At 31.4% G+C, this 24083-nt stretch carries 25 protein-coding genes; 12 read left to right on the forward strand and 13 right to left on the reverse strand.

The window, feature by feature from the left end; genetic code table 11:
• Nucleotides 1-88: 88 nt before the first annotated feature.
• Together Q1B05_RS13225 and Q1B05_RS13230 are read left to right on the forward strand one after the other, a co-directional pair.
• Entirely contained in the window at nt 89-847 is a 759-nt protein-coding gene (locus Q1B05_RS13225) for a CDP-alcohol phosphatidyltransferase family protein (protein ID WP_299781544.1), read from the forward strand.
• A 26-nt stretch (nt 848-873) separates the two neighbouring features.
• Nucleotides 874-1422 carry a hypothetical protein gene (locus Q1B05_RS13230; RefSeq protein WP_299781426.1) on the forward strand — a complete coding sequence of 183 codons (549 nt, stop codon included), beginning with the start codon at nt 874-876 and terminating at the stop codon, nt 1420-1422.
• Here Q1B05_RS13230 and lptB read toward each other — a convergent pair.
• The 4 genes from lptB to Q1B05_RS13250 form a co-directional block, all read right to left on the reverse strand.
• A complete protein-coding gene (lptB, locus tag Q1B05_RS13235) occupies nt 1419-2159 on the reverse strand; it encodes an LPS export ABC transporter ATP-binding protein (RefSeq protein WP_299781427.1) in 741 nt (246 codons plus the stop codon). The genes Q1B05_RS13230 and lptB overlap by 4 nt on opposite strands.
• A gap of 88 nt (nt 2160-2247) precedes the next feature.
• Nucleotides 2248-2598 carry a carboxymuconolactone decarboxylase family protein gene (locus tag Q1B05_RS13240; RefSeq protein WP_299781428.1) on the reverse strand — a complete coding sequence of 117 codons (351 nt, stop codon included), beginning with the start codon at nt 2596-2598 and terminating at the stop codon, nt 2248-2250.
• Nucleotides 2588-3424, reverse strand: a complete 837-nt coding sequence (tatC, locus tag Q1B05_RS13245) for a twin-arginine translocase subunit TatC (protein ID WP_299781429.1) — start codon at nt 3422-3424, stop codon at nt 2588-2590. The genes Q1B05_RS13240 and tatC overlap by 11 nt, the downstream gene beginning before the upstream one ends.
• On the reverse strand, nt 3424-4392 hold the full coding sequence (locus Q1B05_RS13250) for a KpsF/GutQ family sugar-phosphate isomerase (RefSeq protein WP_299781430.1): 969 nt from the start codon (nt 4390-4392) through the stop codon (nt 3424-3426). The genes tatC and Q1B05_RS13250 overlap by 1 nt, the downstream gene beginning before the upstream one ends.
• Before the next feature lie 204 nt (nt 4393-4596).
• Between Q1B05_RS13250 and Q1B05_RS13255 the strand changes: the two genes are divergently transcribed.
• On the forward strand, nt 4597-6798 hold the full coding sequence (locus Q1B05_RS13255; protein ID WP_299781431.1) for an ATP-dependent DNA helicase RecQ: 2202 nt from the start codon (nt 4597-4599) through the stop codon (nt 6796-6798).
• A gap of 223 nt (nt 6799-7021) precedes the next feature.
• Here Q1B05_RS13255 and Q1B05_RS13260 read toward each other — a convergent pair whose 3' ends face one another.
• Together Q1B05_RS13260 and pta are read right to left on the reverse strand one after the other, a co-directional pair.
• Nucleotides 7022-8209: an acetate kinase gene (locus Q1B05_RS13260; protein WP_299781432.1), complete on the reverse strand. Its 1188-nt coding sequence runs from the start codon at nt 8207-8209 to the stop codon at nt 7022-7024.
• Nucleotides 8210-8253: 44 nt separating this feature from the next.
• Nucleotides 8254-10347, reverse strand: a complete 2094-nt coding sequence (pta, locus tag Q1B05_RS13265; RefSeq protein WP_299781433.1) for a phosphate acetyltransferase — start codon at nt 10345-10347, stop codon at nt 8254-8256.
• 255 nt (nt 10348-10602) lie between these two features.
• Here pta and Q1B05_RS13270 point away from each other — a divergent pair, with 255 nt between their 5' ends.
• Nucleotides 10603-11538: a peptidylprolyl isomerase gene (locus Q1B05_RS13270; RefSeq protein ID WP_299781434.1), complete on the forward strand. Its 936-nt coding sequence runs from the start codon at nt 10603-10605 to the stop codon at nt 11536-11538.
• Between the two features lie 294 nt (nt 11539-11832).
• The gene (locus tag Q1B05_RS13275; RefSeq protein ID WP_299781435.1) at nt 11833-12378 is read left to right on the forward strand and encodes a YfiT family bacillithiol transferase; all 546 of its coding nucleotides are present in this window, start codon (nt 11833-11835) and stop codon (nt 12376-12378) included.
• Here Q1B05_RS13275 and Q1B05_RS13280 read toward each other — a convergent pair.
• The gene (locus Q1B05_RS13280) at nt 12368-12928 is read right to left on the reverse strand and encodes a thioredoxin family protein (protein WP_299781436.1); all 561 of its coding nucleotides are present in this window, start codon (nt 12926-12928) and stop codon (nt 12368-12370) included. The genes Q1B05_RS13275 and Q1B05_RS13280 overlap by 11 nt on opposite strands.
• A gap of 45 nt (nt 12929-12973) precedes the next feature.
• Between Q1B05_RS13280 and Q1B05_RS13285 the strand changes: the two genes are divergently transcribed.
• On the forward strand, nt 12974-13309 hold the full coding sequence (locus Q1B05_RS13285; RefSeq protein ID WP_299781437.1) for a tRNA-binding protein: 336 nt from the start codon (nt 12974-12976) through the stop codon (nt 13307-13309).
• Between the two features lie 97 nt (nt 13310-13406).
• On the forward strand, nt 13407-14444 hold the full coding sequence (locus tag Q1B05_RS13290) for a lysophospholipid acyltransferase family protein (protein WP_299781438.1): 1038 nt from the start codon (nt 13407-13409) through the stop codon (nt 14442-14444).
• Nucleotides 14445-14510: 66 nt separating this feature from the next.
• On the opposite strand, the gene Q1B05_RS13295 is transcribed toward Q1B05_RS13290, so the two are convergent.
• Both Q1B05_RS13295 and Q1B05_RS13300 read right to left on the reverse strand, forming a co-directional pair.
• On the reverse strand, nt 14511-14897 hold the full coding sequence (locus Q1B05_RS13295) for a PUR family DNA/RNA-binding protein (RefSeq protein WP_299781545.1): 387 nt from the start codon (nt 14895-14897) through the stop codon (nt 14511-14513).
• Nucleotides 14898-15164: 267 nt separating this feature from the next.
• Nucleotides 15165-16925, reverse strand: coding sequence for an ABC transporter ATP-binding protein (locus Q1B05_RS13300; protein ID WP_299781439.1), 1761 nt, complete (start codon nt 16923-16925; stop codon nt 15165-15167).
• Nucleotides 16926-17064: 139 nt separating this feature from the next.
• Here Q1B05_RS13300 and Q1B05_RS13305 point away from each other — a divergent pair, with 139 nt between their 5' ends.
• From Q1B05_RS13305 to yajC, 4 genes are all read left to right on the forward strand, one after another.
• On the forward strand, nt 17065-18168 hold the full coding sequence (locus tag Q1B05_RS13305) for a Glu/Leu/Phe/Val dehydrogenase (RefSeq protein WP_299781440.1): 1104 nt from the start codon (nt 17065-17067) through the stop codon (nt 18166-18168).
• Between the two features lie 127 nt (nt 18169-18295).
• Nucleotides 18296-19240 (forward strand): transcription antitermination factor NusB, encoded by a 945-nt coding sequence (gene nusB / locus Q1B05_RS13310; protein ID WP_299781441.1) that lies wholly within the window; start codon nt 18296-18298, stop codon nt 19238-19240.
• Nucleotides 19241-19285: 45 nt separating this feature from the next.
• Nucleotides 19286-19780, forward strand: coding sequence for a DUF1573 domain-containing protein (locus tag Q1B05_RS13315; RefSeq protein ID WP_299781442.1), 495 nt, complete (start codon nt 19286-19288; stop codon nt 19778-19780).
• A gap of 4 nt (nt 19781-19784) precedes the next feature.
• Nucleotides 19785-20078, forward strand: a complete 294-nt coding sequence (gene yajC, locus Q1B05_RS13320) for a preprotein translocase subunit YajC (protein ID WP_299781443.1) — start codon at nt 19785-19787, stop codon at nt 20076-20078.
• A gap of 183 nt (nt 20079-20261) precedes the next feature.
• On the opposite strand, the gene Q1B05_RS13325 is transcribed toward yajC, so the two are convergent.
• From Q1B05_RS13325 to Q1B05_RS13340, 4 genes are all read right to left on the reverse strand, one after another.
• A complete protein-coding gene (locus Q1B05_RS13325; RefSeq protein WP_299781444.1) occupies nt 20262-20810 on the reverse strand; it encodes a DUF4252 domain-containing protein in 549 nt (182 codons plus the stop codon).
• A 71-nt stretch (nt 20811-20881) separates the two neighbouring features.
• On the reverse strand, nt 20882-21472 hold the full coding sequence (locus Q1B05_RS13330; RefSeq protein ID WP_299781445.1) for a DUF4252 domain-containing protein: 591 nt from the start codon (nt 21470-21472) through the stop codon (nt 20882-20884).
• A gap of 16 nt (nt 21473-21488) precedes the next feature.
• Nucleotides 21489-21971 carry a hypothetical protein gene (locus Q1B05_RS13335; protein ID WP_299781446.1) on the reverse strand — a complete coding sequence of 161 codons (483 nt, stop codon included), beginning with the start codon at nt 21969-21971 and terminating at the stop codon, nt 21489-21491.
• Nucleotides 21958-22467 (reverse strand): RNA polymerase sigma factor, encoded by a 510-nt coding sequence (locus tag Q1B05_RS13340; RefSeq protein ID WP_299781447.1) that lies wholly within the window; start codon nt 22465-22467, stop codon nt 21958-21960. Before Q1B05_RS13340 ends, Q1B05_RS13335 begins: the two co-directional genes overlap by 14 nt.
• Before the next feature lie 129 nt (nt 22468-22596).
• Here Q1B05_RS13340 and Q1B05_RS13345 point away from each other — a divergent pair, with 129 nt between their 5' ends.
• Nucleotides 22597-24078, forward strand: coding sequence for a S41 family peptidase (locus tag Q1B05_RS13345; RefSeq protein WP_299781448.1), 1482 nt, complete (start codon nt 22597-22599; stop codon nt 24076-24078).
• Nucleotides 24079-24083 lie beyond the last annotated feature (5 nt).

The raw sequence follows: 24083 nt of genomic DNA on the forward strand, positions 1-24083 counted from the left end.
GAGGAGCTTATTGTGTTATTTATACAAATGGTTTTGTTTAAGAACGTATTTCTTTAGTATTTTTACACAAATTAAATACATGATGTCGATTAAAAATTATGTGCCTAATGCGCTAACTTTATTAAACTTATTTTGTGGATGTATTGCCGTTGTTTTTGCAACTCACAATCATTTTGTAGCAGCAGCGGCTTTTGTTTTTGGAGGTGTGTTTTTTGACTTCTTCGACGGATTTGCTGCACGAAAACTTAAAGTATCCTCAGAACTTGGATTGCAATTAGATTCGCTTGCAGATATGGTTACTAGTGGTGTTGTACCAGGAATAGTGATGTATAAATTACTTAGTTTAAGTATAGATCGCCCTGAAATAGTTACAGATGGCGGTTCTTGGAATGCCTTTTTTAGCGGTGATGCTGTAATGCCTTCGTTTTTGCCTCTTATTGGTTTTTTTATCACTTTATCATCTGCATATCGTCTTGCAAAATTTAATTTAGATGAAGAACAACAAGATTATTTTAAAGGGTTACCAACACCTGCAAATACCCTATTAATTATTTCTTTGCCATTAATTATGGAGTTACAACATAACGATATGATGAACGCTATAATTATGAACCAAGGCTTTTTAATTGCTTTAACCATAACAAGTACTTTTTTATTAAATGCACCAATTGTATTATTTGCGCTGAAATTTAAAACATGGGATTTTAAACCCAATACAATTCGCTATGTGTTTTTAATAATATGTGTACTATTACTTGTGTTTTTACAGTTTGCAGCAATCCCTTTAATTATTCTAGTTTATGTTGCAATGTCTATGTTAGATGTTGTAATTAAAGGAGAATATTAGTTTGTTGTTGATTGCATTGATAATTCATGAAATCTATGAAAGATGAAAATATCATTTATAAAACCAAGCCATCATTTTTTAACCCTTATGCCATTCTTGTTTTAATTTTTATTGGTTTAAACGGAATTTTTATAGCAGACAATGTTACTTCTAAAGTGTTAATGGGAGGAACCATTTTGTTAGTATCTACAATATTTTTTATTAAAAAGTATAATGAAAATACTATTGAAATAAAAAAAGAAAACATTGAATTAATTAAACCTTATCCGTTCAAGAATACTAAAAAAGAGTGTCTTAATTTCTCTGAAATAGAATGTGTAAAATATAATAGAGGAGGTTATAAACAAGAAAGCGCTATTTATTTAAAGACGCATTTGAAATCTAATATAAAGGTCTTAATCCCTAATACATCATTCGAATTTGGTCACGTTTTAAAGTTTTTGAAAAGTAAAGGAATCGAAATTAATTTAGTGCATTCAGATCAAGAATTACGCATGTATATAGATGGTCAGATTGAAGATTTTCCGATGACTAATGATACTGAGGTTAAAGTTAAAAAAAAGCGTATAATTTAAAAATCTAATTTCTTTTTACGTAGCTCGAAGTTCTGTCCTAAATATACTTTACGTACCATTTCGTCTTCGGCAAGTTCTTCAGGTTTTCCAGCCTTTAAAATACCACCTTCAAACATTAAATAGGTGCGATCTGTAATGGCCAAGGTTTCTTGAACGTTGTGGTCTGTAATTAATATACCAATGTTCTTTTTAGTAAGTTGTGCAACTATACGCTGAATATCTTCTACAGCAACAGGATCTACACCTGCAAAAGGTTCATCTAATAAAATAAAATTAGGGTCGGTTGCTAAAGCACGAGCAATTTCTGTACGTCTACGTTCTCCACCAGACAATAAATCGCCACGGCTTTTACGAATATGCCCTAAACTAAACTCTTCAATAAGCGATTCCATTTTCATGAGCTGTTCTTTTTTACTTAACTTTGTAAGTTGTAAAACGCTTAAAATATTATCTTCAATACTCAGTTTTCTAAATACAGAAGCTTCTTGTGCCAAATATCCAATACCATTTTGTGCACGCTTATACATTGGGTATTTAGTAATTTCTTTATCGTCTAAAAAAATAGTTCCGCCGTTAGGTTTTATCAAGCCAACAATCATGTAAAAAGAGGTGGTTTTTCCAGCTCCATTAGGGCCAAGTAAACCCACAATTTCACCCTGATTAACCTCTAAAGAGACATCTTTTACAACTTTTCGTCCGTTATAGGACTTCATCAAATGTTCAGCTTTTAATTTCACGTTTTCGCTTTTTTTTATCTGATTTAGAAATACAGAAGTGCTAAAATAGTAAAATTAGCACTTCTGTTTTTTATTGTATTATTTTATATTATGCTTCTGAGGCTTCTAACTCATCCCAAAACTCGTATGCACGGCGTAAATGGGGAATTACAATGGTACCACCAACAAGAGTTGCTATGCTCAAGGCTTCAACAACTTCTGCTCGTGTTAATCCAGATTTGTGTGCTGTTTCTAAATGATATTTCACACAATCGTCGCAACGTAATACAGCCGAAGCTACAAGACCTAAAAGTTCTTTAGTCTTTACATCTAGAGCTCCTGCTTGATATGCGTTCGTGTCTAAATTAAAGATGCGTTTAATAATTTTATTATCATCACTCAAAATGCGGTCATTCATTTTGGCTCTGTATGCGTTAAATTCAGTTATATTATCTGACATTTTTTATAGCTTTAGATTTTGATCGTTCTTTTCTAGTTACAAATTTAGCAATAACAATACTCACTTCATATAGAATTAACACCGGAATAGCTACAATAACTTGACTCGCAATATCTGGAGGTGTAATTACAGCTGACACAATAAGTACGATAACAAGCGCAAATTTTCTGTATTTCTTTAAGAAATCAGGCGTTATAATTCCCACTTTAGCTAGAAAATATATAATAATAGGAAGTTCGAAAATAATACCACAAGCAATTACAGACGAACGAATTAAACTAATATAACTGCTTAAATCGAAATCGTTGTGTACAAGGCTACTAACTTGGTATGTCCCTAAGAAGTTAATAGATAACGGGCAAATAATATAATATCCAAATAATACTCCTAAAAAGAATAGTACAGAAGAAATCATGATAAAACCTCTCGAGTTTTTACGTTCGCTAGGATGCATTCCTGGGCTAATAAATCGCCATAATTCATAAAGAATGTAAGGGAAAGCAATAATGAAACCAGCTGTAATAGCTGTCCAAATGTGGGCAGAAAACTGTCCTGCCATTGTTCTACTTTGTATTTCAAAAGCAGCCTCATTAAAGCAAAAACTATCGTCTAATCCTAAATAGTTAGAAATTTTGCATAAAATATCGTAAGTAAAAAAACTTGGTTTTGTTGGACCAAAAATAAGGGTGTCAAAAATAAATCCTTTTGCTAAAAAAGCGACTACAGCAGCAATCATAACAGCTAAAGTTGCTCTAATTAAATGCCATCTTAAATCTTCAAGATGGTCTAAAAAAGACATCTCGTTAACATTTTTTTTACCTGCCATTATATAATGCCTTCTTTTATTAAATCGTGAATATGAACTACTCCTGCGTAAGAATTGTTGTTATTACAAACTATAAGTTGAGAGATGTCGTTAGTTTCCATAAGCTCTAAAGCTTTTATGGCCATTTCATTTTCATTTATAATTTTTGGAGAGACACCCATAATATCTTTAGCCGTTAAAGATATAAAGTTATCTGTTTTTGTAAGCATACGTCTTAAATCTCCGTCGGTAATAATTCCAACAATCTTGTCGTTTTCAATAACAGCTGTCACACCAAGCATGTTTTTAGAGATATTCATAATAACCTCTTTAATATTGGTATCGGGATGTACTTCTGGTTTATTGTTTTGACTAGAAATATCTATAACACGTAAATATAATTTTTTACCTAAAGCACCTCCTGGATGGTATTTTGCGAAATCACGACTAGAAAATCCGCGTATTTCTAAAAGACATACCGCTAAGGCGTCACCCATAGCTAATTGTGCAGTTGTACTTGTGGTTGGTGCTAGATTTAACGGACAAGCTTCTTTTTCAACAAAGGTGTTTAAAAAATAATCGCAATGTTGTCCTAAAAAAGAATCTTTATTTCCTGTAATGGCAATTAATGTATTATTAGTACTCTTTATTAAAGGGATAAGCACTTTTATTTCAGGAGTGTTTCCACTTTTAGAAATACAAATTACTATATCATCTTTTAAAATAAGTCCTAAATCTCCATGTATAGCTTCGGCAGCATGCATGAAAATTGCAGGTGTTCCTGTAGAGTTTAGTGTGGCAACTATCTTATTTCCAATGATTGCACTTTTACCTATACCTGTTATGATAACTCGCCCTTTTGATTTGTAAATAAGGTCTACAACATTAACAAAGTCGTCGTTTATATAGGTTTTTAAATTCAATATAGCTTGACCCTCTAACTCAAATACTTGATTTGCAGAGTTTATGATGGTTTGGTGTTTGCTCAAAATTTAATATTTTTTTAAGTTGATTCTTTTAAAGATTTTATTACCTTTAAAAATAAACGACCTTTACTAAAAATAAAATCGTTTAGTTTTGTTTGCAAAACTAACGAAAAAAAACATTGAAGGTTCTCTAAATACAACGAATTAACTAATAGCGTAAGTTTTTTTCGCTGTATTATAATGTGTAAACTAATATAAAAACAGTACATGTCTAAAGTAGAAATTGATTTGCATTCTGCACTTAAGAAACATTTTGGGTTTAACGTCTTTAAGGGGTTACAAGAATCGGTAGTAGAAAGCATTTTAAGTGGTAAAAATACATTTGTTATTATGCCAACAGGTGGGGGAAAATCTCTATGTTACCAACTCCCTGCATTAATGCAAGAAGGTACAGCGATTATTGTTTCTCCTTTAATCGCACTTATGAAAAATCAAGTAGATGCCATCCGTGGGATCTCTAACGAGGAAGGTATTGCACACGTTTTAAATTCTTCGCTTAACAAAACTGAAATTAAACGCGTAAAGCAAGATATTACAGATGGTGTGACTAAATTACTCTATGTCGCTCCAGAATCTTTAACAAAAGAAGAAAATGTAGAGTTTTTGCGTACCGTTAAAATTTCATTTATGGCCATAGATGAAGCCCATTGTATTAGTGAATGGGGACATGATTTTAGACCAGAATATCGAAATTTAAGAAATATTATACAACGTATAGGAGACAATATTCCTATTATCGGGTTAACTGCTACAGCAACTCCAAAGGTTCAAGAAGATATTTTAAAGAACTTAGGTATAAATGATGCAATGACTTTTAAAGCATCTTTTAATAGACCTAATTTATATTATGAAGTACGCCCAAAAACCAAACAAGTAGATAGCGATATTATTCGTTTTGTAAAACAAAATGAAGGAAAATCTGGTATTATTTACTGTTTAAGTAGAAAACGTGTAGAAGAGTTAGCCCAAGTACTTCAGGTTAATGGTGTAAAAGCTTTACCTTATCATGCCGGTTTAGATGCAAAAACCCGTGTAAAACATCAAGACATGTTTTTAATGGAAGATGTAGATGTTATTGTAGCTACCATAGCATTTGGTATGGGAATCGATAAACCCGATGTACGCTTTGTAATTCATCATGATATTCCTAAAAGTATAGAAAGCTATTATCAAGAAACAGGTAGGGCAGGTCGAGATGGTGGCGAAGGCCATTGTTTAGCATATTATGCTTATAAAGATATTGAGAAATTAGAAAAATTCATGTCTGGTAAACCTGTAGCCGAACAAGAAATTGGACACGCATTGTTACAAGAAGTTGTTGCATTTGCAGAAACATCAATGTCTAGACGTAAATTTATTTTACATTATTTTGGTGAAGAATTTGATAATGAAACAGGTGAAGGAGGAGATATGGACGATAATGTTCGCCATCCTAAAAAGCAAAAAGAAGCTAAAGATGATGCCGTTCTGCTTTTAGAAACAGTAAGTAAAACCAAAGAAAAATACAAATCTAAAGATTTAGTAAGTGTTATTGTTGGTAAAACAAATGCCTTAATTAAGTCGCATAAAACAGACGAACAACCATTTTTTGGATCTGGAAAAAATAAAGAAAGTAAATATTGGATGGCCTTATTACGTCAAGTTTTAGTGGCTGGATATTTAAAAAAGGATATTGAAACATACGGTGTTTTAAAATTAAACAAGGCTGGTAAAGATTTTATAGAATCGCCAACTTCGTTTATGATGACCGAAGATCACGTTTTTGCTAACGAAATAGAAGATGGAGCTGTTACTGCAGTTAAAACAGGAGGAGCAACTACAGATGCTACTTTAATGCGTATGCTAAAAGATTTACGTAAAGTAAATGCTAAAAAGTTAGGCGTGCCTCCATTTGTAATCTTTCAAGATCCGTCTTTAGAAGATATGGCTTTAAAATATCCTATGACGGTTGCAGAGCTTTCTAATGTTCATGGAGTAGGAGAAGGGAAAGCAAAAAAATATGGTAAAGATTTTGTGAGTTTAATTTCCAAATATGTTGATGAGCATGATATTGTTCGTCCAGACGATTTGGTTGTTAAATCTACAGGAACAAATTCAGCGTTAAAACTTTACATTATTCAAAATATTGACAGAAAATTGCCTTTAGACGATATTGCTACTGCTAAAGGCATGGAAATGAAAGATTTTATTAAAGAAATGGAAGCTATTGTCTTTTCTGGTACTAAATTAAATATTAGTTATTGGATTGATGATTTGTTAGATGAAGACCAACAAGAAGAAATCCATGATTATTTTATGGAATCTGAAACCGATAAAATAGACGTTGCTATTGAGGAGTTTGATGGCGATTACGACGATGAAGAATTACGTTTATGTCGTATAAAATTTATTAGTGAGGTTGCTAATTAAGTAAATATTTACGACAGTGCTATTAGCATTGTGACTCACAATTTAAAAAAAAAATATAAGTTAAATTCGATATAATTATAACAACTTTAAGTGATAAGATTTATTTAAAAGAATAATTATTACAATGGGTTTTATTGATTGAGTTGCCTTTATAATATATGTAAAAGAAAAGCCTCGTTTAGGTGTAAACGAGGCTTTTTTATTGAATAGAGAAGTCTATTAATTATGATTTAAAATTTTCGTAGCATTCTGTAGCTATTTCTAATTCTTCATTAGTAGGCACAATTAAAATTTTAGTTTTAGAACCTGCGACGTTAATATTTCTAATATTAGGTAAACGTTCTGCATTTAAAGCTTCATCTAAATGAATTCCGAAGTAATCCATTTGGTCACAAACCATTTTTCTTATAGTAGCACTGTTTTCTCCAATACCAGCTGTAAATACTATTGCATCTAATCCTTTTAAAGTAGCAGTATAAGCGCCAATAAATTTCTTAATACGGTATGCATTCATTTCTAAAGCAAGAATACAATTTGTATTACCTAACTCTGCCTGGGCTTCAATATCACGTAAATCACTATACCCGGTTAAGCCTAGCATACCACTTTCTTTAGATAAAATTGAAACAATTTCTTCTTTAGTATAGTTGTATTTATCCATTAAAAAAAAGATTACAGACTGGTCTATAGCTCCACTACGTGTTCCCATTATTAAACCGTCGTTAGGTCCGAAACCTAGAGTATGGTCTAAGCTTTGTCCGTTTTGTACCGCTGTCATACTACATCCATTTCCTAAGTGAATAGAAATTAATTTAGCATCTGGTTTACCTAAAAACTCAACAGCGCGATCTGTAACATATTTATGAGATAATCCATGGAAACCGTAAACACGAACATTGTCGTCTTCAAAAAACTTGTTAGCAATAGCATATCTATAAGCTACTGCAGGTAAAGATTGATGGAAAGCCGTGTCGAAAAGTGCGATTTGTTTAGATTTTGTAAAGATTTTTTCAGCAACTTCAATACCATCTAAATTTGGTGGATTGTGAAGTGGTGCTAATAAAATTAAGTCACGAATTATATCTTTAATTTCTTCAGTAACTTCTACGGGATCAGAGAATTTTTTTCCACCATGAACGACACGATGTCCAACTAGGTCTATTTCAGCGACGTCTTTAATGACCCCTGTTTTCTCATCCATTAACATTTTAGCAACTTCAGCTAAACCAGTAGCATGATTTGGTACAGGGATGTTTAAGGTTACTTTATCTGTTAGATGTTTATAATGAATAGCACCTTCTTCTAGGCCAATACGCTCTACCAATCCAGAAGCTATTACAGTTTCTGAAGGCATCTCGATTAGTTGAAACTTGATAGAAGAACTACCAGAATTAATAACAAGAATTTTCATGTGTTTGTTTTGTTTTGTTTTTTAGTTTAATTTTTTATTTCAGATTAAATACCTTGAGCTTGAATGGCTGTTAAAATCACTGTATTTAATATATCGTCTATGGTACAACCACGACTTAAATCATTTACCGGTTTGTTTAAACCTTGCAACATTGGTCCAATTGCTAAAGCACCTGTTTCTCTTTGTACGGCTTTATATGTATTGTTTCCTGTATTTAAGTCAGGGAAAATAAGTACTGTAGCTTGTCCAGCAACTTCTGAACCAGGCATTTTACTTTGGCCAACTTTTAAATCAACAGCAGCATCATATTGAATAGGTCCTTCAATTTTTAAATCTGGACATTGTGCTCTTACAATTTCTGTAGCTTCTCTTACTTTATCTACATCTTCACCTTTTCCAGATGTACCAGAAGAGTATGATAACATAGCAACGCGAGGTTCAATACCAAATGCAGCAGAACTTTTTGCTGAAGAGATTGCAATTTCTGCGAGTTGAGCAGCATTAGGATTTGGGTTGATTGCACAATCTCCAAAGACAGATACACGGTCGTCTAAGCACATAAAGAATACAGACGATACGATAGAGCATTCTGGTTTGGTTTTAATAAATTGTAAGGCAGGTAAAATGGTGTGACCTGTAGTATGTACAGCTCCAGAAACCATTCCGTCGGCATCATTTTTATAAATCATCATGGTTCCAAAATAAGATACATCGTTCATCATGTCTCTTGCCATGTCCATGTTTACATTTTTATGTTTACGCAATTCGTAGAATGTTTCAACGTAATCTTCAAAATTTTCGTAATCTGATGGGAAAATAATTTTGGTTTTATTGTAGTCTAAAGTTAAACCAAGTTCTGTTGCTTTATCTTTTATTTCTTTAGGATGTCCTAAAAGAACAATATCTACTAAATCTAAAACTTCTAAACGCGCCGCAGCAGTTAAGATTCTAGGATCTAAAGCTTCAGGTAATACAATACGTTTTTTAGATTTACGCGCTTTTTGTATTAAGTTATATTGGAACATACGTGGTGTAGTTACCTTATTTTCGAAAGCTGTAAGTTTTTCTAATATGTTTTTTACACGTACATGTTTCTGAAACATTTCTAAAGATGTTAAAATCTTAGTTTTGCTATCAGCATAAATATTAGATTTAATATTTCCAATTCTATAAGTTGTATTAAATGTTCCGTCATTAACAGAAAGAATAGGAACAACAGTTGTTAAACCATCAATTAACTGTAAAATAGATGGCTCAGGAAGTATACCTCCTGTTAAAATAATACCAGAAATATTAGGGTAGTTACTAGACGAGTGAGCTTGTAAAGAACCTAAAATTAAATCGGCACGGTCTCCTGGAGTAATCACTACAGAACCTTCACGTAAATGGGTTAAGAAATTACGTAATTGCATAGCACCTACAGCAAATTTTCCTGATAAATTTCCTAAATGTTCTTCTCCAAAAAGTACTTTTCCGTTTAAGTTTTCTTTAATCTCCTTCATTGTTGGAGATGCTAAAGATTTTACCATTGGTATGGTTGTAAATTCAACTTCTTCAGGTAAAAATGCACTCACAGCACTTTGTAACACGGTGATGTTTTCTGGTTGAATTTTATTTGCAACTAAAGCAATAACTTCAACATCGTGGCTTTTAAATGTTTTGTAAGCCATTTCTGCATTATTAGTAAAATCTTCTAAAGTTTTATCTTCACAAGTACTCACTATAATTGTAGGTAAGCCTAAGTTTTTTGCAATATTTACATTCCAGTCAAATTCAAAAACAGTTCCTTCTCCAAGGAAGTCGGTTCCTTCAACTAAAATAAAATCATACTTTTCTTCTAAAGCTTTATACTTTTTAATAATAAGATCTAAGGAATCTCCAATTTTACCTGCATTTCTATTTTGTACAATCTCATTTCTAGTCAATGCATAGGTTTCAGTATACGGGATATCTATATTAAAATGTGAAAGTACAGTATCTATATGATTATCACGTTTATCACTTTCTCGTTTATCTATAATTGGTCTGAAGTATGCTACCTTTGCGGTCTGGCCTAAAAGATTTTGCATTAATCCAAGTGAAATAATTGATTTTCCACTGTTTGGTTCTAAGGTGGCGATGTAAAGTCCTTTGCTCATCACTATTATTGTTTTGTTTTTTACGAATTTAATGATTTTTAGTATCTTTTTTAACAGAAACTAAAGCATAAAGTTCGTGTTTCTGAAAAAGTTTTAAAAATCTGTGCAAAGAACACCTTTTTCATGGAATTATGAACTGATTTTTATCATGTTTGAAAAATAAAATGTGCTAGTTTTTAACAAGATGATAATACTTGTCTGTTTTTTATTAGCGAATCATTTTTCTATATTTGCGCCTCATTAAAATAGAAACAGATGCAAGACGGATTATACGCAAAATTTAATACTACAAAAGGGGCTGTTTTAGTAGCCTTAGAATTTGAAAAGACGCCGGGGACGGTAGGTAATTTTGTTGCTTTAGCAGAAGGTAATTTAGAAAATTCGGTTAAATCACAAGGAAATCCATATTATGACGGATTAAAATTTCATCGTGTTATTCCAGATTTCATGGTTCAAGGTGGTTGCCCGCTAGGAACAGGAACTGGTGATGCAGGATATAAGTTTGATGACGAATTTCACCCAGATTTAAAGCATGATCGTCCAGGAATCCTTTCTATGGCTAATGCAGGTCCTGGTACTAACGGAAGTCAGTTTTTTATTACACACGTAGCAACTCCATGGTTGGATAATGCTCATACTGTTTTTGGACACGTTGTTGAAGGTCAGGATGTCGTAGATGCAATTGCTCAAGGTGATGCTATTGAAACTTTAGAAATTATTAGAGTAGGTGAAGCAGCAGAAGCTTTTAAAGCTGTAGAAGCATTTAGAACTTTTGAAGGATCTCGTGAAAAGCGTTTAGCAGAAGCTAAAGCAGAACAAGATGCAGCATTAGATAAAATTGCAGCCGGGTTTAATAAAACAGCTAGCGGATTACGTTACCAAGTTTTACAAGCTTCAAAAAGCGGAAAGAAAGCAACAAAAGGACAAACTGTTTCTGTACACTATAAAGGTCAGTTACAAGATGGTACTGTATTTGATTCTTCATACAAACGTAAAGAACCTATTGAATTTCCTGTTGGCGTAGGTCAAGTTATTGCAGGATGGGATGAAGGAATTCTTTTGTTAGAAGTAGGAGATAAAGCACGTTTAGTTATTCCTAGTGATTTAGGATACGGTTCTCGTGGTGCAGGAGGAGTTATTCCGCCAGATGCAACTTTAATTTTCGATGTAGAATTAATGGATGTAAAATAACAAATCTTTAAAAATATATTTAAAAAGCTATCGGATAACGGTGGCTTTTTTTATGTTTTCTAATTTTAGAAATCTATTTTATACATTAGTATTATTGCATTCTATTTATAAGTAGATTGTATACTAAATAAAGACTTTTGATTTAGGAATTAGATTATGGAGTAAAAGATTTAAATATTAATGGTTTATTTAATAATACCAACATAGATATTAATAAAAGTCATGATGCAATGCGTATAAGTTTCGGATTTATGTGTTATTTTTAGAAAAGAATTAATAAATAGCAATTTAATTATGGAATCTTTAGAATCTCAGAAATATCCTATAGGTCATTTTAAATGCCCTAATCCAATTACTTCTAAACATATCGAAAATTGGATTGATGTGTTAGATAAATTCCCTAAACGGTTAAATGGTATTGTACAACCTTTAACCGATTTTCAACTAGATACAGAATACCGCCCAGGGGGGTGGACAATTAGGCAATTGGTGCATCATATTGCAGATAGTCATCATCATAGTTATACACGTTTTAAGTGGAGTTTAACAGAAGATAATCCTGTAATTAAAGCCTATAATCAAGACGATTGGTCTAATCTGGAAGATGCAATAAAAGCTCCTGTAAGCATGTCTTTAATGCATATAGAGGCTATACATAAGCGTTTGGTATATCTTTTAAGATCATTAAATGAAGACGATTTAAATAAAAGTTTTGTGCATCCAGAAACCAATACAAAAGTATATGTAAAAGAAAATATTGGTAATTATGCTTGGCATAGTAGCCATCATTTTGCACATATTGTTAAAGCTTTAGAGCGTAAAGGTTGGATTAGGCTTTAAACCATTTTATATTACAACCAATACTCGGTTTTTGTGTATTTGTATTGTTTTTGTGTTGTAAGATGCAATCTAAAGCATGACGGATATCATTTCCTGTTACCGGAATGTTATTTCCTGGTCTAGAATCGTCTAGTTGTCCACGATATTTTAATGTTAAATCAGAATTGAATACATAAAAATCAGGTGTGCAAGCCGCGTTGTAAGCTTTAGCTACAGTTTGAGTTTCGTCAAATAAATAAGGGAAATTATAACCTTCTTTTTCTGCAATTAATTTCATTTTATCTGGAGAATCCTGCGGATAGTTTTCAACATCATTACTAGAAATAGCAATACAATTTACACCTTGGTTTTTGTAGTCTTTAGCTAATTGAACCAGTTGAGTATTTACATGTATAACAAACGGACAATGATTACATATAAAAAATATAACAGTTGCATTTTTTCCTTTTAAGTGATCTAAAGACAAATTTTTATCAGAAATTGTATCTCTTAAAGTAAAGTTTGGTGCTTTTGTTTCCAAAGGCATCATATTTGAAGGTGTATTAGCCATAATTCTATTTTTATCAAAGTTCGTAATAATTAGTATTTTTAAAAAATGAAACCAACCATAAATTTTGAAGATTTTAGCGCTGTCGATTTGCGTGTCGGAACGATTATAGAAGTTAATGATTTTCCTGAAGCAAGACAGCCAGCATATCAGCTTGTTATCGATTTTGGAGATTTAGGGATTAAAAAAACATCTGCTCAAATTACTACATTATATAGTAAATCAGATTTGTTACAGAAACAAGTTCTAGGTGTTGTTAACTTTCCTAAAAAGCAAATTGCTAAATTTATGAGTGAATGTTTAGTGGTTGGGGCTGTAAAAGAAAAAGATGTGATGTTATTACGTCCTGAACAACATGTTAAAAATGGCACGTCTGTGCTTTAATATTTAGCAAGATAATTTACTTACTTTTTAAAAGTATATGATAGATTATTTAAGGATTATTTTTAGATTTATATAGCTATTATCAATCATTATTTACATGACATTAAAACAGCTTAAGTTGCATGCCGTTAAGGCCTATATTTCGTTAGGATTATTTTTTTATTACAAAAAAATACATGTAAAAGGACAAGAATTTGTGCCTAAAACCAAACCAGTTTTAATATTATCTAATCACCAAAATGGTTTGTTAGATCCGTTATTAATAGCAACACAATCTCATCGTTTTTGTTATTATTTAACGCGTGCGGCTGTATTTCAGAAACCATTAATTTCAAAATTATTAAAAGGATTGAATATGCTTCCAGTGTATCGTGTTCGCGATGGTTGGCAAAATATTTCTAATAACAATGCCGTTTTTGAAATTTGTAGAGAGTTATTAAAAAATAAAGAAGCGCTTGTTATTTTTCCAGAAGGGAGTCATAATTTAAATAGAAAAGTACGTCCTTTAAGTAAAGGATTTACGCGCATTATTTTAGATACTCTAGAGACTTATCCTGATTTAGATTTTCAATTATTGCCTGTAGGTGTAAATTATAGAAATCCTAAAGCCTTTGCAGATAGTATGTTTTTAAATATAGGAAAACCTATACCTGCAAAACATTATAAATCGCTAAAAAAAGCAGAAGCGGTTAAAGCTTTGAAAGCAGATGTTCAAGATCAGATTCAGATACTGACAACCCATATTCAAGATGATTATAATAAAGTTGTTTCAAGCTTAGAACAAGAGCAAGCAGATTTTTTGAACCCTGAAGTTATTAACCATTATTTAAAAAAAGGAGAGAAGCGTCATGGTTTTAAAAAGCGTATATCTATTTTGCATCCATTAAAAATAATTTTTAATGTGTTGCTTAAAATTGTTTTATTACCCGTTTACGCGTTGTGGCGATTTATATTACAGCCTAAGATTAAAGAGGCAGAATTTACAGGAACATTTAAGTTTGCTATAGGGATAACCGTTGCTCCGCTCTGGATACTTCTCTTGTTTTTAATTATTGGTTTCAGTGTGGGGTGGCTATTGGCTTTTGGAACCCTTATAGGTGTTTTAATATTAGCCCTTTTAGCAGTAAAGTTATAGGCGAGTTTAATGCGTAAAAAAAAAACCGTTACAAAAGTAACGGTTTAATAGGTGTGTGAGTTTTAATTAAATATCATCAAAACTAATATCTGTAAATTTTTCAGCTGAGTTGTGAGCTGTTTCAATCACCTCTTCTTGATTATCATCATATTCTTTTTTGAAATCTTTTTGATGACGTTCACTAATAACTTCATCTCCTTTTTCATCAATAATATAATCAGTCATTTCGTTTAAAATATCTCTAAACTCAGAAAAATCTTCTTTGTATAAGTATATTTTATGTTTTTTATAATGATATGATCCATCATCATTTGTAAATTTTTTACTTTCAGTAATTGTTAAATAATAATCACCTGCTTTAGTCGCTCTAACATCAAAAAAATATGTTCGTCTCCCTGCTCTTAATACTTTAGAAAAAATCTCCTCTTTCTCCATCATGCCATTAGTGTCCATACTCATATTTTACTATTAATAAGATTTAAAATGTTTTATTTAAGTTGCTAATAATTTCTTGTTTAATCCGTTATTAAATACAAAATTAATAATCTTGAGTTTATTACAAGATTTAATGTATTACTCATCTTATGCAAGAGCTACGGAAAATAAGTTCTGTAAGTCTCTAGTAACTATTAAAGATGAAAAAACGGAAATTCAATGTATTTATAAATATAAAGTAATTTCCTTTCAAAAATCTAAAAAAAAGAAATACTAACCAACAAATTATGATATTTCTTTTTCACTAAGTTGCTTTAAATATAAGGTTTTGTAGTAACCTTCAATATTAATTAAAGAGTCATGAGAGCCTTGTTGAATAATTTTACCATCGTCTAAAACAATAATTTTATCTGCATTTTTAGCAGAAGACACTCTGTGACTTACAATTATGGTTGTTTTCCCTGAAGCGACTTTGTATAAATTTTTAAGGATTTTTTCTTCTGTTTCCGTATCTACCGCAGATAAACAATCGTCGAATAATAATATTTTAGGATCTTTAATTATGGCTCTAGCAATAGATACACGTTGTTTTTGTCCGCCAGATAATGTAATTCCACGTTCTCCTAAAACCGTGTCGTAACCTTTTGCAAATTTAGAAATGTTACCATGTACTTGAGCTAGTTTTGCTGCTTGAATGACATCTTGATCTGTAGCATCTTCTTTTCCAAATTTAATATTATTTTTTATCGAATCTGAAAACAAAAAGGCTTCTTGTGGTACATACCCAATACTGTCTCTTAAGCTATATAAATTAAGCTGATTTATAGCTGTGTTATCGATAAGCAAATCGCCACTGTTACAATCGTACAAACGCCCGATAAGATCTAAAATAGTCGATTTTCCTGATCCTGTTTTTCCTATTATAGCTAAAGTTTCTCCGTGATTAATAGAAAAACTAATGTCTTTTAAAGCTTGAATATTAGTGTCGTCGTAAGTAAAAGATACGTTTTTAAAGGCTATATTTCCATTAATTTTAGAAGGCGATTCTGTGTTATTTTTAATTTCAGGTTCAATTTCTAAAAATTCATTTATACGTTTTTGAGAAGCTTCAGCCTGCTGAATAATAGATGTTACCCAACCTACAGTGGCTACGGGCCATGTTAACATGTTAACGTAAATAATAAATTCGGCAATGGTACCTAAACTTTCAATTTTGCCATCTATATATTGTTTACCTCCAATATAAATTACAATTAAGTTACTAACTCCAATTAATAAAACCATCATTGGAAAAAACAAAGCTTGTACACGTACTAATGCTAATTGTTTCTCTTTACTACCTTGCGATAGAGTTTCGAAGTTTTCTGAGGTTTGTGCTTCAATTCCGTTAGCTTTTATCACAGAAATTCCGCTAAAAGTTTCTTGAGTAAAGGTTGATAGTTTAGATAAATACACTTGTACAATAGTACTACGTTTGTGTATTTCTTTACTTAATTGATATATGGCAAGCGATAAAAAGGGCAGGGGTAAGACCGTATATAAAGTAAGCGATGGTGCTTCGCTATACATATATAATAATGCAATTACAAAAAGTGTAATGGTATTAATTGTATACATAATTGCAGGGCCAGCATACATACGCACGCGACTTACATCTTCACTAATCCTATTCATTAAATCTCCGGTTCTATTTTTCTTGTAGAAATTTAAAGACAAGCGTTGATACTGTTGATAGATTTCATTTTTTAAATCGAATTCAATGTGCCGAGACATGTTTATAATGGTTTGGCGCATTAAAAAAGTGAAAAGTCCGGCAATTATAGCGGCACCAATAATGTAAGCAATGTCTAGTAAAAGTTCTGAGCGTACTACAGAAATCTCGGTTATTTTACCACTATTATAATCTTCTACTACTTTAAAGATTTCTCGAACAAAACGAGGGGTAAAGAGTATAAATATACGAGCTACGATTGTAATTACTATTCCGAATAGTAACTGATATTTGTATTTAAGAAAGTATTTGTTGAGGTGTTTGAGGGCTTTCATTAACCTTTTAAATTTTTTAATTTAAATTATTCGTAATTTAACATCTATTTGTTTGAAAATATTATAATTATAATATAAGTTTGCATCTTATTTTTATCAAAATATCAAATTCATCAAAAACAATTAATACATAATTAAAATGGTTTCAGAGGTTTTAAATGCAAATGAACTGTATAAAGTTGACCCTGTTTTTGGTCAACATTCTTTTAATAATCATGAGCAAATAGTTTTTTGCAATGACAAAGATACAGGTTTAAAAGCAATTATTGGTATACATAACACGGTATTAGGACCTGCTTTGGGAGGTACTAGAATGTGGAATTATAAAAATGAATGGGAGGCGTTAAACGATGTGTTGCGTTTATCTCGTGGAATGACTTATAAAGCTGCTGTAACCGGTTTAGATTTAGGTGGTGGTAAAGCCGTTATTATTGGAGATGCCAAAACACAAAAATCGCCAGAATTAATTAAAAAATTTGGTGAGTTTGTTAACTCTTTAAGCGGAAAATATATTACTGCAGAAGATGTTGGAACAGATACACCTGATATGGATTTAATTAGAGAAGTAACACCTTACGTAACGGGTATTTCTGAATCTTTAGGTGGTGCAGGAAATCCATCTCCAGTTACTGCTTATGGCGTGTATATGGGTATGAAAGCCGCTGCGAAATTTAAATTTGGAACCGATAAACTTGAAGGAAAATCTATTTTGGTTCAAGGTATTGGGCATGTTGGAGAAACGCTTGTAGACTATTTAACAAAAGAAGGCGCAGATGTTATTATTAGCGATATTAGTAAAGAGCGTTTAGAAATTGTGAGTAAAACCTACGGCGCTAAAATATATAAAGGTTCAGATTTATATAGTGAAGCTGTAGATATCTATGCACCATGTGCATTAGGAGCTACAATAAACGACGAGACTGTAAATAAAATTCAGGCACAAGTTATTGCAGGTGCAGCAAACAATCAGTTAGCTAACGAGCAAGTTCACGGTGCAATTTTACAAAATCGTGGAATTGTTTATGCACCAGACTTTTTAATTAATGCTGGAGGTATTATTAATGTATATGCAGAAATTGCACATTACGGTAAAGACGAGATTATGACTAGAACTCAGAACATCTATAATACGACTTTAGAAATACTTAATAATGCAGATGTTTATAAAATGACTACAAATCAAGCGGCTTTAAGCATTGCTACAGCGAGAATTGAAGCACGAAAAAAAGCGAATAATAAATAATGTTATTTGTTTAAAAAGCTTATTTTTGCAGCCGAAAGTTAATTTAACTTTCGGCTTTTTTTAATTTAAAGGCCATTAAGGCTATAATTCATGCTCCTTAAAAGGAGGTTAAAAGTTCTTTGTAACTATGCTTAATAGAAGACATATTCGCGTAAAAGTAATGCAAACCATCTATGCTTTTAAAGGTGGTGAAAGTGATGATTTTAAAAACGATCAAAAGTTTTTACTTAATAGTTTAGACGATATGTATCATTTGTATCTGTTACAATTATCATTATTGATTGAAGTTCAAAAACGAGTTGAAAATCATATCGATAAATCTCAATTAAAACATCTTGCGACTTCCGAAGATAAAGATCCTAACAAAAAACTGGTTAATAATGAAGTGCTTCAATTATTAAGATACAATCGTACATTAGGAGATACGATTAGAACTTATGGTGTAGACAACTGGGAATTAGATAATGAATATGTAGATGTTATTTACAAGGCAATCCTTGCAAGTGATATATATACAGAATATATGCAAACCCGTACTTCAGACTTTAAAACAGACAAGAATTTTATTGTCGATGTATTCAAAGAAATTATTGCACCAAACGAAAAACTTTACGATTATTTAGAGGATAAAAACTTAACGTGGTTAGACGATTTACCTACTGTAAATACAACTATTTTAAAGTTATTACGTAAATCTAAACCAGATGTAGAAGATGCATATTTTGTTCCTAAATTATATAAAGATTTAGACGATAAAGAATTTGCTGTAAGTTTATTTAAAAAAACGATTCTAAATCAGACTAAATTAAATGCAGATATCGATAGAAAAGCACAAAATTGGGAAGCCGATCGTATTGCTCAAATCGATTATATTTTAATGCAAATGGCTGTTTGCGAGCTTCAAAACTTTCCGTCTATTCCTGTTAAAGTAACAATAAACGAATATTTAGAAATAGCAAAAGAATATTCTACTCCAAAAAGTAGCATCTTTATAAATGGTATTTTAGATAAATTAGTTAAAGAATATCAGGAAAAAGGGACTTTAAATAAAGTAGGTCGAGGGTTGATGTAGTTCGAAATTATTAGTACTTTTATAACTTTAAAAAAAATATTTATTATGAAAAAAATGATTTTAGGATTAGGCGCTTTATGTTTAATTGCTTTTACATCATGTAAAGAGGATGCTTCTAAAAAAGTAAACGAAGAAAATGTTGCCGTGGCTGCAGAGCGTGATGCAAATGCTTCTAAATTTCCACAAATTACATTTACAGAATCAGAACATGATTTTGGAACAATAGAATCTAAAACTCCTGTTGAAACTGTATTTGAATATAAAAACACAGGAGAAGCTCCTTTAGTAATTACAAATATAGCTAGTTCTTGTGGTTGTACTGTGCCTCAAGATTGGAGTAAAGCACCTTTGGCGCCAGGAGAAGTTGGGAGATTTACTGTTAAATTTAACGGTTCTGGAGCGAACAATGTAACAAAAACAATTACAGTAACGTCTAATACAGAAAAAGGAAGAGACGTGGTTAAGATTAAAGCTTTTGTTAAGCCAGATCCTAATTCTGCTGTAAAATCTAATTTAGCAACACCTCAAATTCAGTCTTAATATAATGGGAGAAGGTATAAGTTCTGTTTTACCGTTTATTTTAATGTTTGTGGTCGTGTATTTCTTTATGATTGCACCACAAATGAAACGTCAGAAAAAAGAAAAGAAATTCGCCAGCGAATTAAAACGCGGTGATCGTGTAATCACTAAAAGTGGTATGCACGGAAAAGTAGTAGATTTAAACGATAAAGATAATACCTGTGTTATTGAAACGCTTGCAGGAAAAATTAAATTTGAACGCTCTTCTATTTCTATGGAAATGAGTTCAGCTTTAAATAAAACAGAAGTGACTAAATAATATTTAGTTTATAATATTTTAAACAGGCTATCCTATAAGGATAGCCTGTTTTTTTATGCTGTTTTAAAACGGTTTAAATTAGTAAGTACAGAAATGTGTTTTACAAAAAAAGGTGTAAATGAATAGAAAACTTCATTTACACCTTTTTTCTTGTACAGAAAACAGACAGACAATATTCTTAAATTATTCTTTAAAGAATCCGATAACATCTTTTATTTTAGACATATCTACATCTCCTTTTTCTAATACTTTAGCTAGAGACATAATTTGTGAAGGTTTCATGTTTTTACCAAGTACTCTTAAAATACCAAAACCTGCATCTTTAGAATTCCCATAAACAATAAGTTCGTTTATAGCTTCATCGTTATCTCCAAGATATTTTAGAGTGAATTTTCCTCCATGATTATTTATAACCATTAATTCGTTATAAGCCTCATTATTTAAAATAGTTTCTACTTTCGATTTTTCAGTTTGATATTCATCAGTCTTAGTCGTTTCTTTTTTATAGCCTAAAAAGTTTAATCGTTTAATAGAGTTGTAAGCCGTTTTTTGGTCTTCGTTTAGCTTTGATTCATCTAAATTTAAAACAGATAAAGGTAAGTCTACAGTCGTAAAATTAGGTGCCTCTTGGTGGTCTACAATATAGGTTTGTAACGTAGGCTCAGAATTACAACTTGTAAGTAATAAGCCCAAACAAAGCGTAATAGCAATTAAATAGTTATATGATTTCATGATGTTATAAGATTGTGAACCGAGTTCTAATATTTGTAAAAAAGAACTCGGTATTGTTTGTTTAGAATATATTATTTGTTTTTCAAGTGTTCACCACCTGGAATATTCATTTTACTTGTTAATTTAGAGATTTCATTCAAATCAATATCTCCAGTTAAAAGTGCAACAACCGTTTCAATTTGACGATTTTTTCCATTAATTTCAACGTTTGCGTCTTTTGTTAAATCACCTATTCCATTTACAAAAATTAGAAGTTCTTTTACATGGTCTGCATCACGCCCTTCTTTTACATAAAATTTCACTTCTCTACCTTCATCTTTCACTTCCATAAGTTCTTCTAATCCTCCTTTTTTAGAAGACATCCATTTAGAAATATCTGTAGCAATGGCTTTATCATCAGTAATTATAGTTTTAAAACTGGTAATGCTGTTTACCATGTTTAAATAGGCTTGAGATTCTGCATCGTCTGTGCTAATATCTAATTTGGCAAGCATCTGAAACATTTTAGGTTTAATGTTTACGTAGGTAACATCTGGGTTTTCACTGTATTTTTCAAAAATACTCTGTGCCATCATACTTGCTGGTAATAAAACCATTACAAGTGCAAATAATATTATTTTTTTAGTCATTGTTTTCGAATTTTTATTTATTGTAGTTTTCATAATTTTCTGTTTATTGTTATTTAAAAATAATGTTTGAGGAGTGTTCTAACTCACTAATATAACTCACTGTAGAGAGTCCTTTATTATAAGATTCTAGATATCCCATGGTTGCGGCGCCCTTGTTCATGGATTTAGAAATAAGTTCTAAAGATCTTACAACTTCGTTATAGGCCAATTGCGGATCTTGAATGGTACCCAAATCGTTGTCTATAGACGTTACCTTTTGAGTTGATTTAAAATAAAATCCTAGCATTAATATGGCTACAGCAGCAACAGTTAACCACGAATACATATTTGTTTTCTTAGTTTTTAGTGGAATGTCTTTGGTGTATCTTTCTTGCTTGTTGGCTTTAAAATAGGCGAATAAAGGTTTATAAACTTCTAAATGCGGAGCTATATCGTTTTGTGAAAAATAGTCTTTTAAACGTTGCTCTTCCTGTAAAGTAGTTTCGCCGTTTTCATATTTTTCTATTAATTGTTCTATGTTATTTAATACCATAATTATGTGTATTAGTTAATTGTTCTCGTATTGTTTTTCTTGCTCTTGATAAAGCCACTCTAACTGCTGTGTTTTTCATGTCGAGCATGTTACAAATTTCATCTAAATCAAATTGTTCTATATCTCTTAATTGAATAACAAGGCGTTGCTGTTCTGGCAATGTTTCTATTATTTTTTCAACCCAGCTTAAACTGTCTGTAGTTTCAACTTGTTTCTGAAGGCTTGTTTTTTTGTCTTCATAATTACTATGCACAATTTTTATGTTTTGTGCTTGTTTTGATTTTAATTTATCAAAACATAAATTTTTTGTCATCGTCATAGAAAACGCTTCTACGTTTTTATAAGATTCCATTTTCTTTTTATTCGACCATAATTTTAGTAATACCTCTTGAGTTGCATCTTCAGCTTCCTCATTAGAGATTAGTAAGCGTTTGGCTAAACGATATACTTTATCTTTAAAAGGCATTACTGTATTTAAAAATTCTGACTGCGTCATCTGTATTGGTCGGTTCTTAATCTATTTGTGGTTATTTACTATTACGACGAACCATTTAATAATTTGTTACTAAAAATTTTTAAGCTGATGTTAATTCAAGTAAATTTAACCATTATACTTAGATTAAATATGCAAGATTTTAAACCTTATTTTTACTTATGTGTGTTGTTATTATGCTTCACTAATTGTGCTAAAGACGAAGATGATTCTCCTGTAACTGTCTCAGACATAAATGATTTTGTTTGGAGAGGAATGAATACCTTTTATTTATATAAAGACGATGTGCCAAACTTATCTGATGATAGATTTGAGTCGACTGCAGCCTATGAAAGTTATTTAAATAATTTTTCTTCACCAGAAGATTTATTTTATAGTCTATTATATAATACAGATACAGAAGATCGGTTTAGTTGGATTACCGACGATTATATTGCGTTAGAACAATATTTTAATGGAGAATCGATAATTCACGGTATGGAATATGGATTGGTTAAATTAGGATCTGCCGATACGGTATTCGGATATGTACGTTATGTCTTGCCTGGAACAGATGCCGAATCTAAAGGTATAAAACGTGGAGATATTTTTAATAGTGTAGATGGTGTTACGTTATATTATAATTCTGCTTCAGATACTAATATAAATCTTTTAGAAGCCGATTCGTATAAAATAGGAATGGCAACATACAATAATCAAGGTACATTGACTACTACAGACGATGTTGTAACTAGTACTTCAGAAGAAATTGTATTAGTAAAATCTACCTATACAGAAAATCCAATCTACGATCAAGAGGTTTTTGAAATCAATGGAAATAAAATAGGATATTTAATGTATAACGGATTTACTGGTACAGATGCTTTCGATTCACAATTAAACACTGCTTTCGGAACATTTAAAAGTGAAGGCGTAACCAATTTGGTTTTAGATTTAAGGTATAATTCAGGAGGTTCTGTAAGTACAGCAACTTGGTTAGCTTCTATGATTACAGGACAATTTACAGGCGATGTTTTTGTGAAAGAAGAATGGAATAGCGATTGGCAATTGTATTTTGAAACAAATAGTCCAGAAGATTTGTTAAACCCATTTGTAGATGTTATGGAAAAAACAACTACGTCAAATTCTGTTACATTTAGCGAAACCATAAATCATTTAAACCTTAGTAAGGTTTATGTTATTACTTCGCAAAGTACGGCATCTGCGAGTGAACTTATTATAAATGGACTAACACCTTATATAGATGTGGTTCAGGTTGGAGATGTTACAGTTGGGAAATATCAAGCTTCTAGAACGCTTTACGATTCGCCAACATTTAGCAAATCTGAAGTGAATGCTACACACACCTATGCCATGCAACCTTTAATTTATAAATCGTTAAATGCTAATGGAAATACAGACTATTTTGATGGTTTAGATCCAGATATTTATTTAAAAGAAGATTATGGAAACCTTGGTGTTTTAGGAGATATAAGTGAACCTTTATTGGCTGCGGCATTAAGTGATATTGTAGGAACTGGTAGAAGACAAACTACGTATGAAAGTACAAATCAAAAAGAGGTAAGTAATAGTAAATCTATTCAACCGTTTTCAAATACTATGTATGTAGATTAATTTTT

Source organism: uncultured Formosa sp. (genome assembly GCF_947500765.1).
Taxonomy (GTDB): domain Bacteria; phylum Bacteroidota; class Bacteroidia; order Flavobacteriales; family Flavobacteriaceae; genus Formosa.

Bases quoted from the DNA above. Each gene is read 5' to 3' on its own strand.
- Q1B05_RS13335 (WP_299781446.1), bottom strand. From the start codon at position 21,971: ATGGTATTAAATAACATAGAACAATTAATAGAAAAATATGAAAACGGC.
- pta (WP_299781433.1), bottom strand. From the start codon at position 10,347: ATGAGCAAAGGACTTTACATCGCCACCTTAGAACCAAACAGTGGAAAA.
- Q1B05_RS13315 (WP_299781442.1), top strand. From the start codon at position 19,286: ATGAAAAAAATGATTTTAGGATTAGGCGCTTTATGTTTAATTGCTTTT.
- Q1B05_RS13340 (WP_299781447.1), bottom strand. From the start codon at position 22,467: ATGACGCAGTCAGAATTTTTAAATACAGTAATGCCTTTTAAAGATAAA.
- Q1B05_RS13255 (WP_299781431.1), top strand. From the start codon at position 4,597: ATGTCTAAAGTAGAAATTGATTTGCATTCTGCACTTAAGAAACATTTT.
- Q1B05_RS13240 (WP_299781428.1), bottom strand. From the start codon at position 2,598: ATGTCAGATAATATAACTGAATTTAACGCATACAGAGCCAAAATGAAT.
- Q1B05_RS13325 (WP_299781444.1), bottom strand. From the start codon at position 20,810: ATGAAATCATATAACTATTTAATTGCTATTACGCTTTGTTTGGGCTTA.
- Q1B05_RS13305 (WP_299781440.1), top strand. From the start codon at position 17,065: ATGGTTTCAGAGGTTTTAAATGCAAATGAACTGTATAAAGTTGACCCT.
- Q1B05_RS13345 (WP_299781448.1), top strand. From the start codon at position 22,597: ATGCAAGATTTTAAACCTTATTTTTACTTATGTGTGTTGTTATTATGC.
- Q1B05_RS13290 (WP_299781438.1), top strand. From the start codon at position 13,407: ATGACATTAAAACAGCTTAAGTTGCATGCCGTTAAGGCCTATATTTCG.
- Q1B05_RS13285 (WP_299781437.1), top strand. From the start codon at position 12,974: ATGAAACCAACCATAAATTTTGAAGATTTTAGCGCTGTCGATTTGCGT.
- yajC (WP_299781443.1), top strand. From the start codon at position 19,785: ATGGGAGAAGGTATAAGTTCTGTTTTACCGTTTATTTTAATGTTTGTG.
- Q1B05_RS13295 (WP_299781545.1), bottom strand. From the start codon at position 14,897: ATGGACACTAATGGCATGATGGAGAAAGAGGAGATTTTTTCTAAAGTA.
- Q1B05_RS13330 (WP_299781445.1), bottom strand. From the start codon at position 21,472: ATGAAAACTACAATAAATAAAAATTCGAAAACAATGACTAAAAAAATA.
- Q1B05_RS13275 (WP_299781435.1), top strand. From the start codon at position 11,833: ATGGAATCTTTAGAATCTCAGAAATATCCTATAGGTCATTTTAAATGC.
- Q1B05_RS13260 (WP_299781432.1), bottom strand. From the start codon at position 8,209: ATGAAAATTCTTGTTATTAATTCTGGTAGTTCTTCTATCAAGTTTCAA.
- Q1B05_RS13300 (WP_299781439.1), bottom strand. From the start codon at position 16,925: ATGAAAGCCCTCAAACACCTCAACAAATACTTTCTTAAATACAAATAT.
- tatC (WP_299781429.1), bottom strand. From the start codon at position 3,424: ATGGCAGGTAAAAAAAATGTTAACGAGATGTCTTTTTTAGACCATCTT.
- Q1B05_RS13280 (WP_299781436.1), bottom strand. From the start codon at position 12,928: ATGGCTAATACACCTTCAAATATGATGCCTTTGGAAACAAAAGCACCA.
- Q1B05_RS13230 (WP_299781426.1), top strand. From the start codon at position 874: ATGAAATCTATGAAAGATGAAAATATCATTTATAAAACCAAGCCATCA.
- nusB (WP_299781441.1), top strand. From the start codon at position 18,296: ATGCTTAATAGAAGACATATTCGCGTAAAAGTAATGCAAACCATCTAT.
- Q1B05_RS13270 (WP_299781434.1), top strand. From the start codon at position 10,603: ATGCAAGACGGATTATACGCAAAATTTAATACTACAAAAGGGGCTGTT.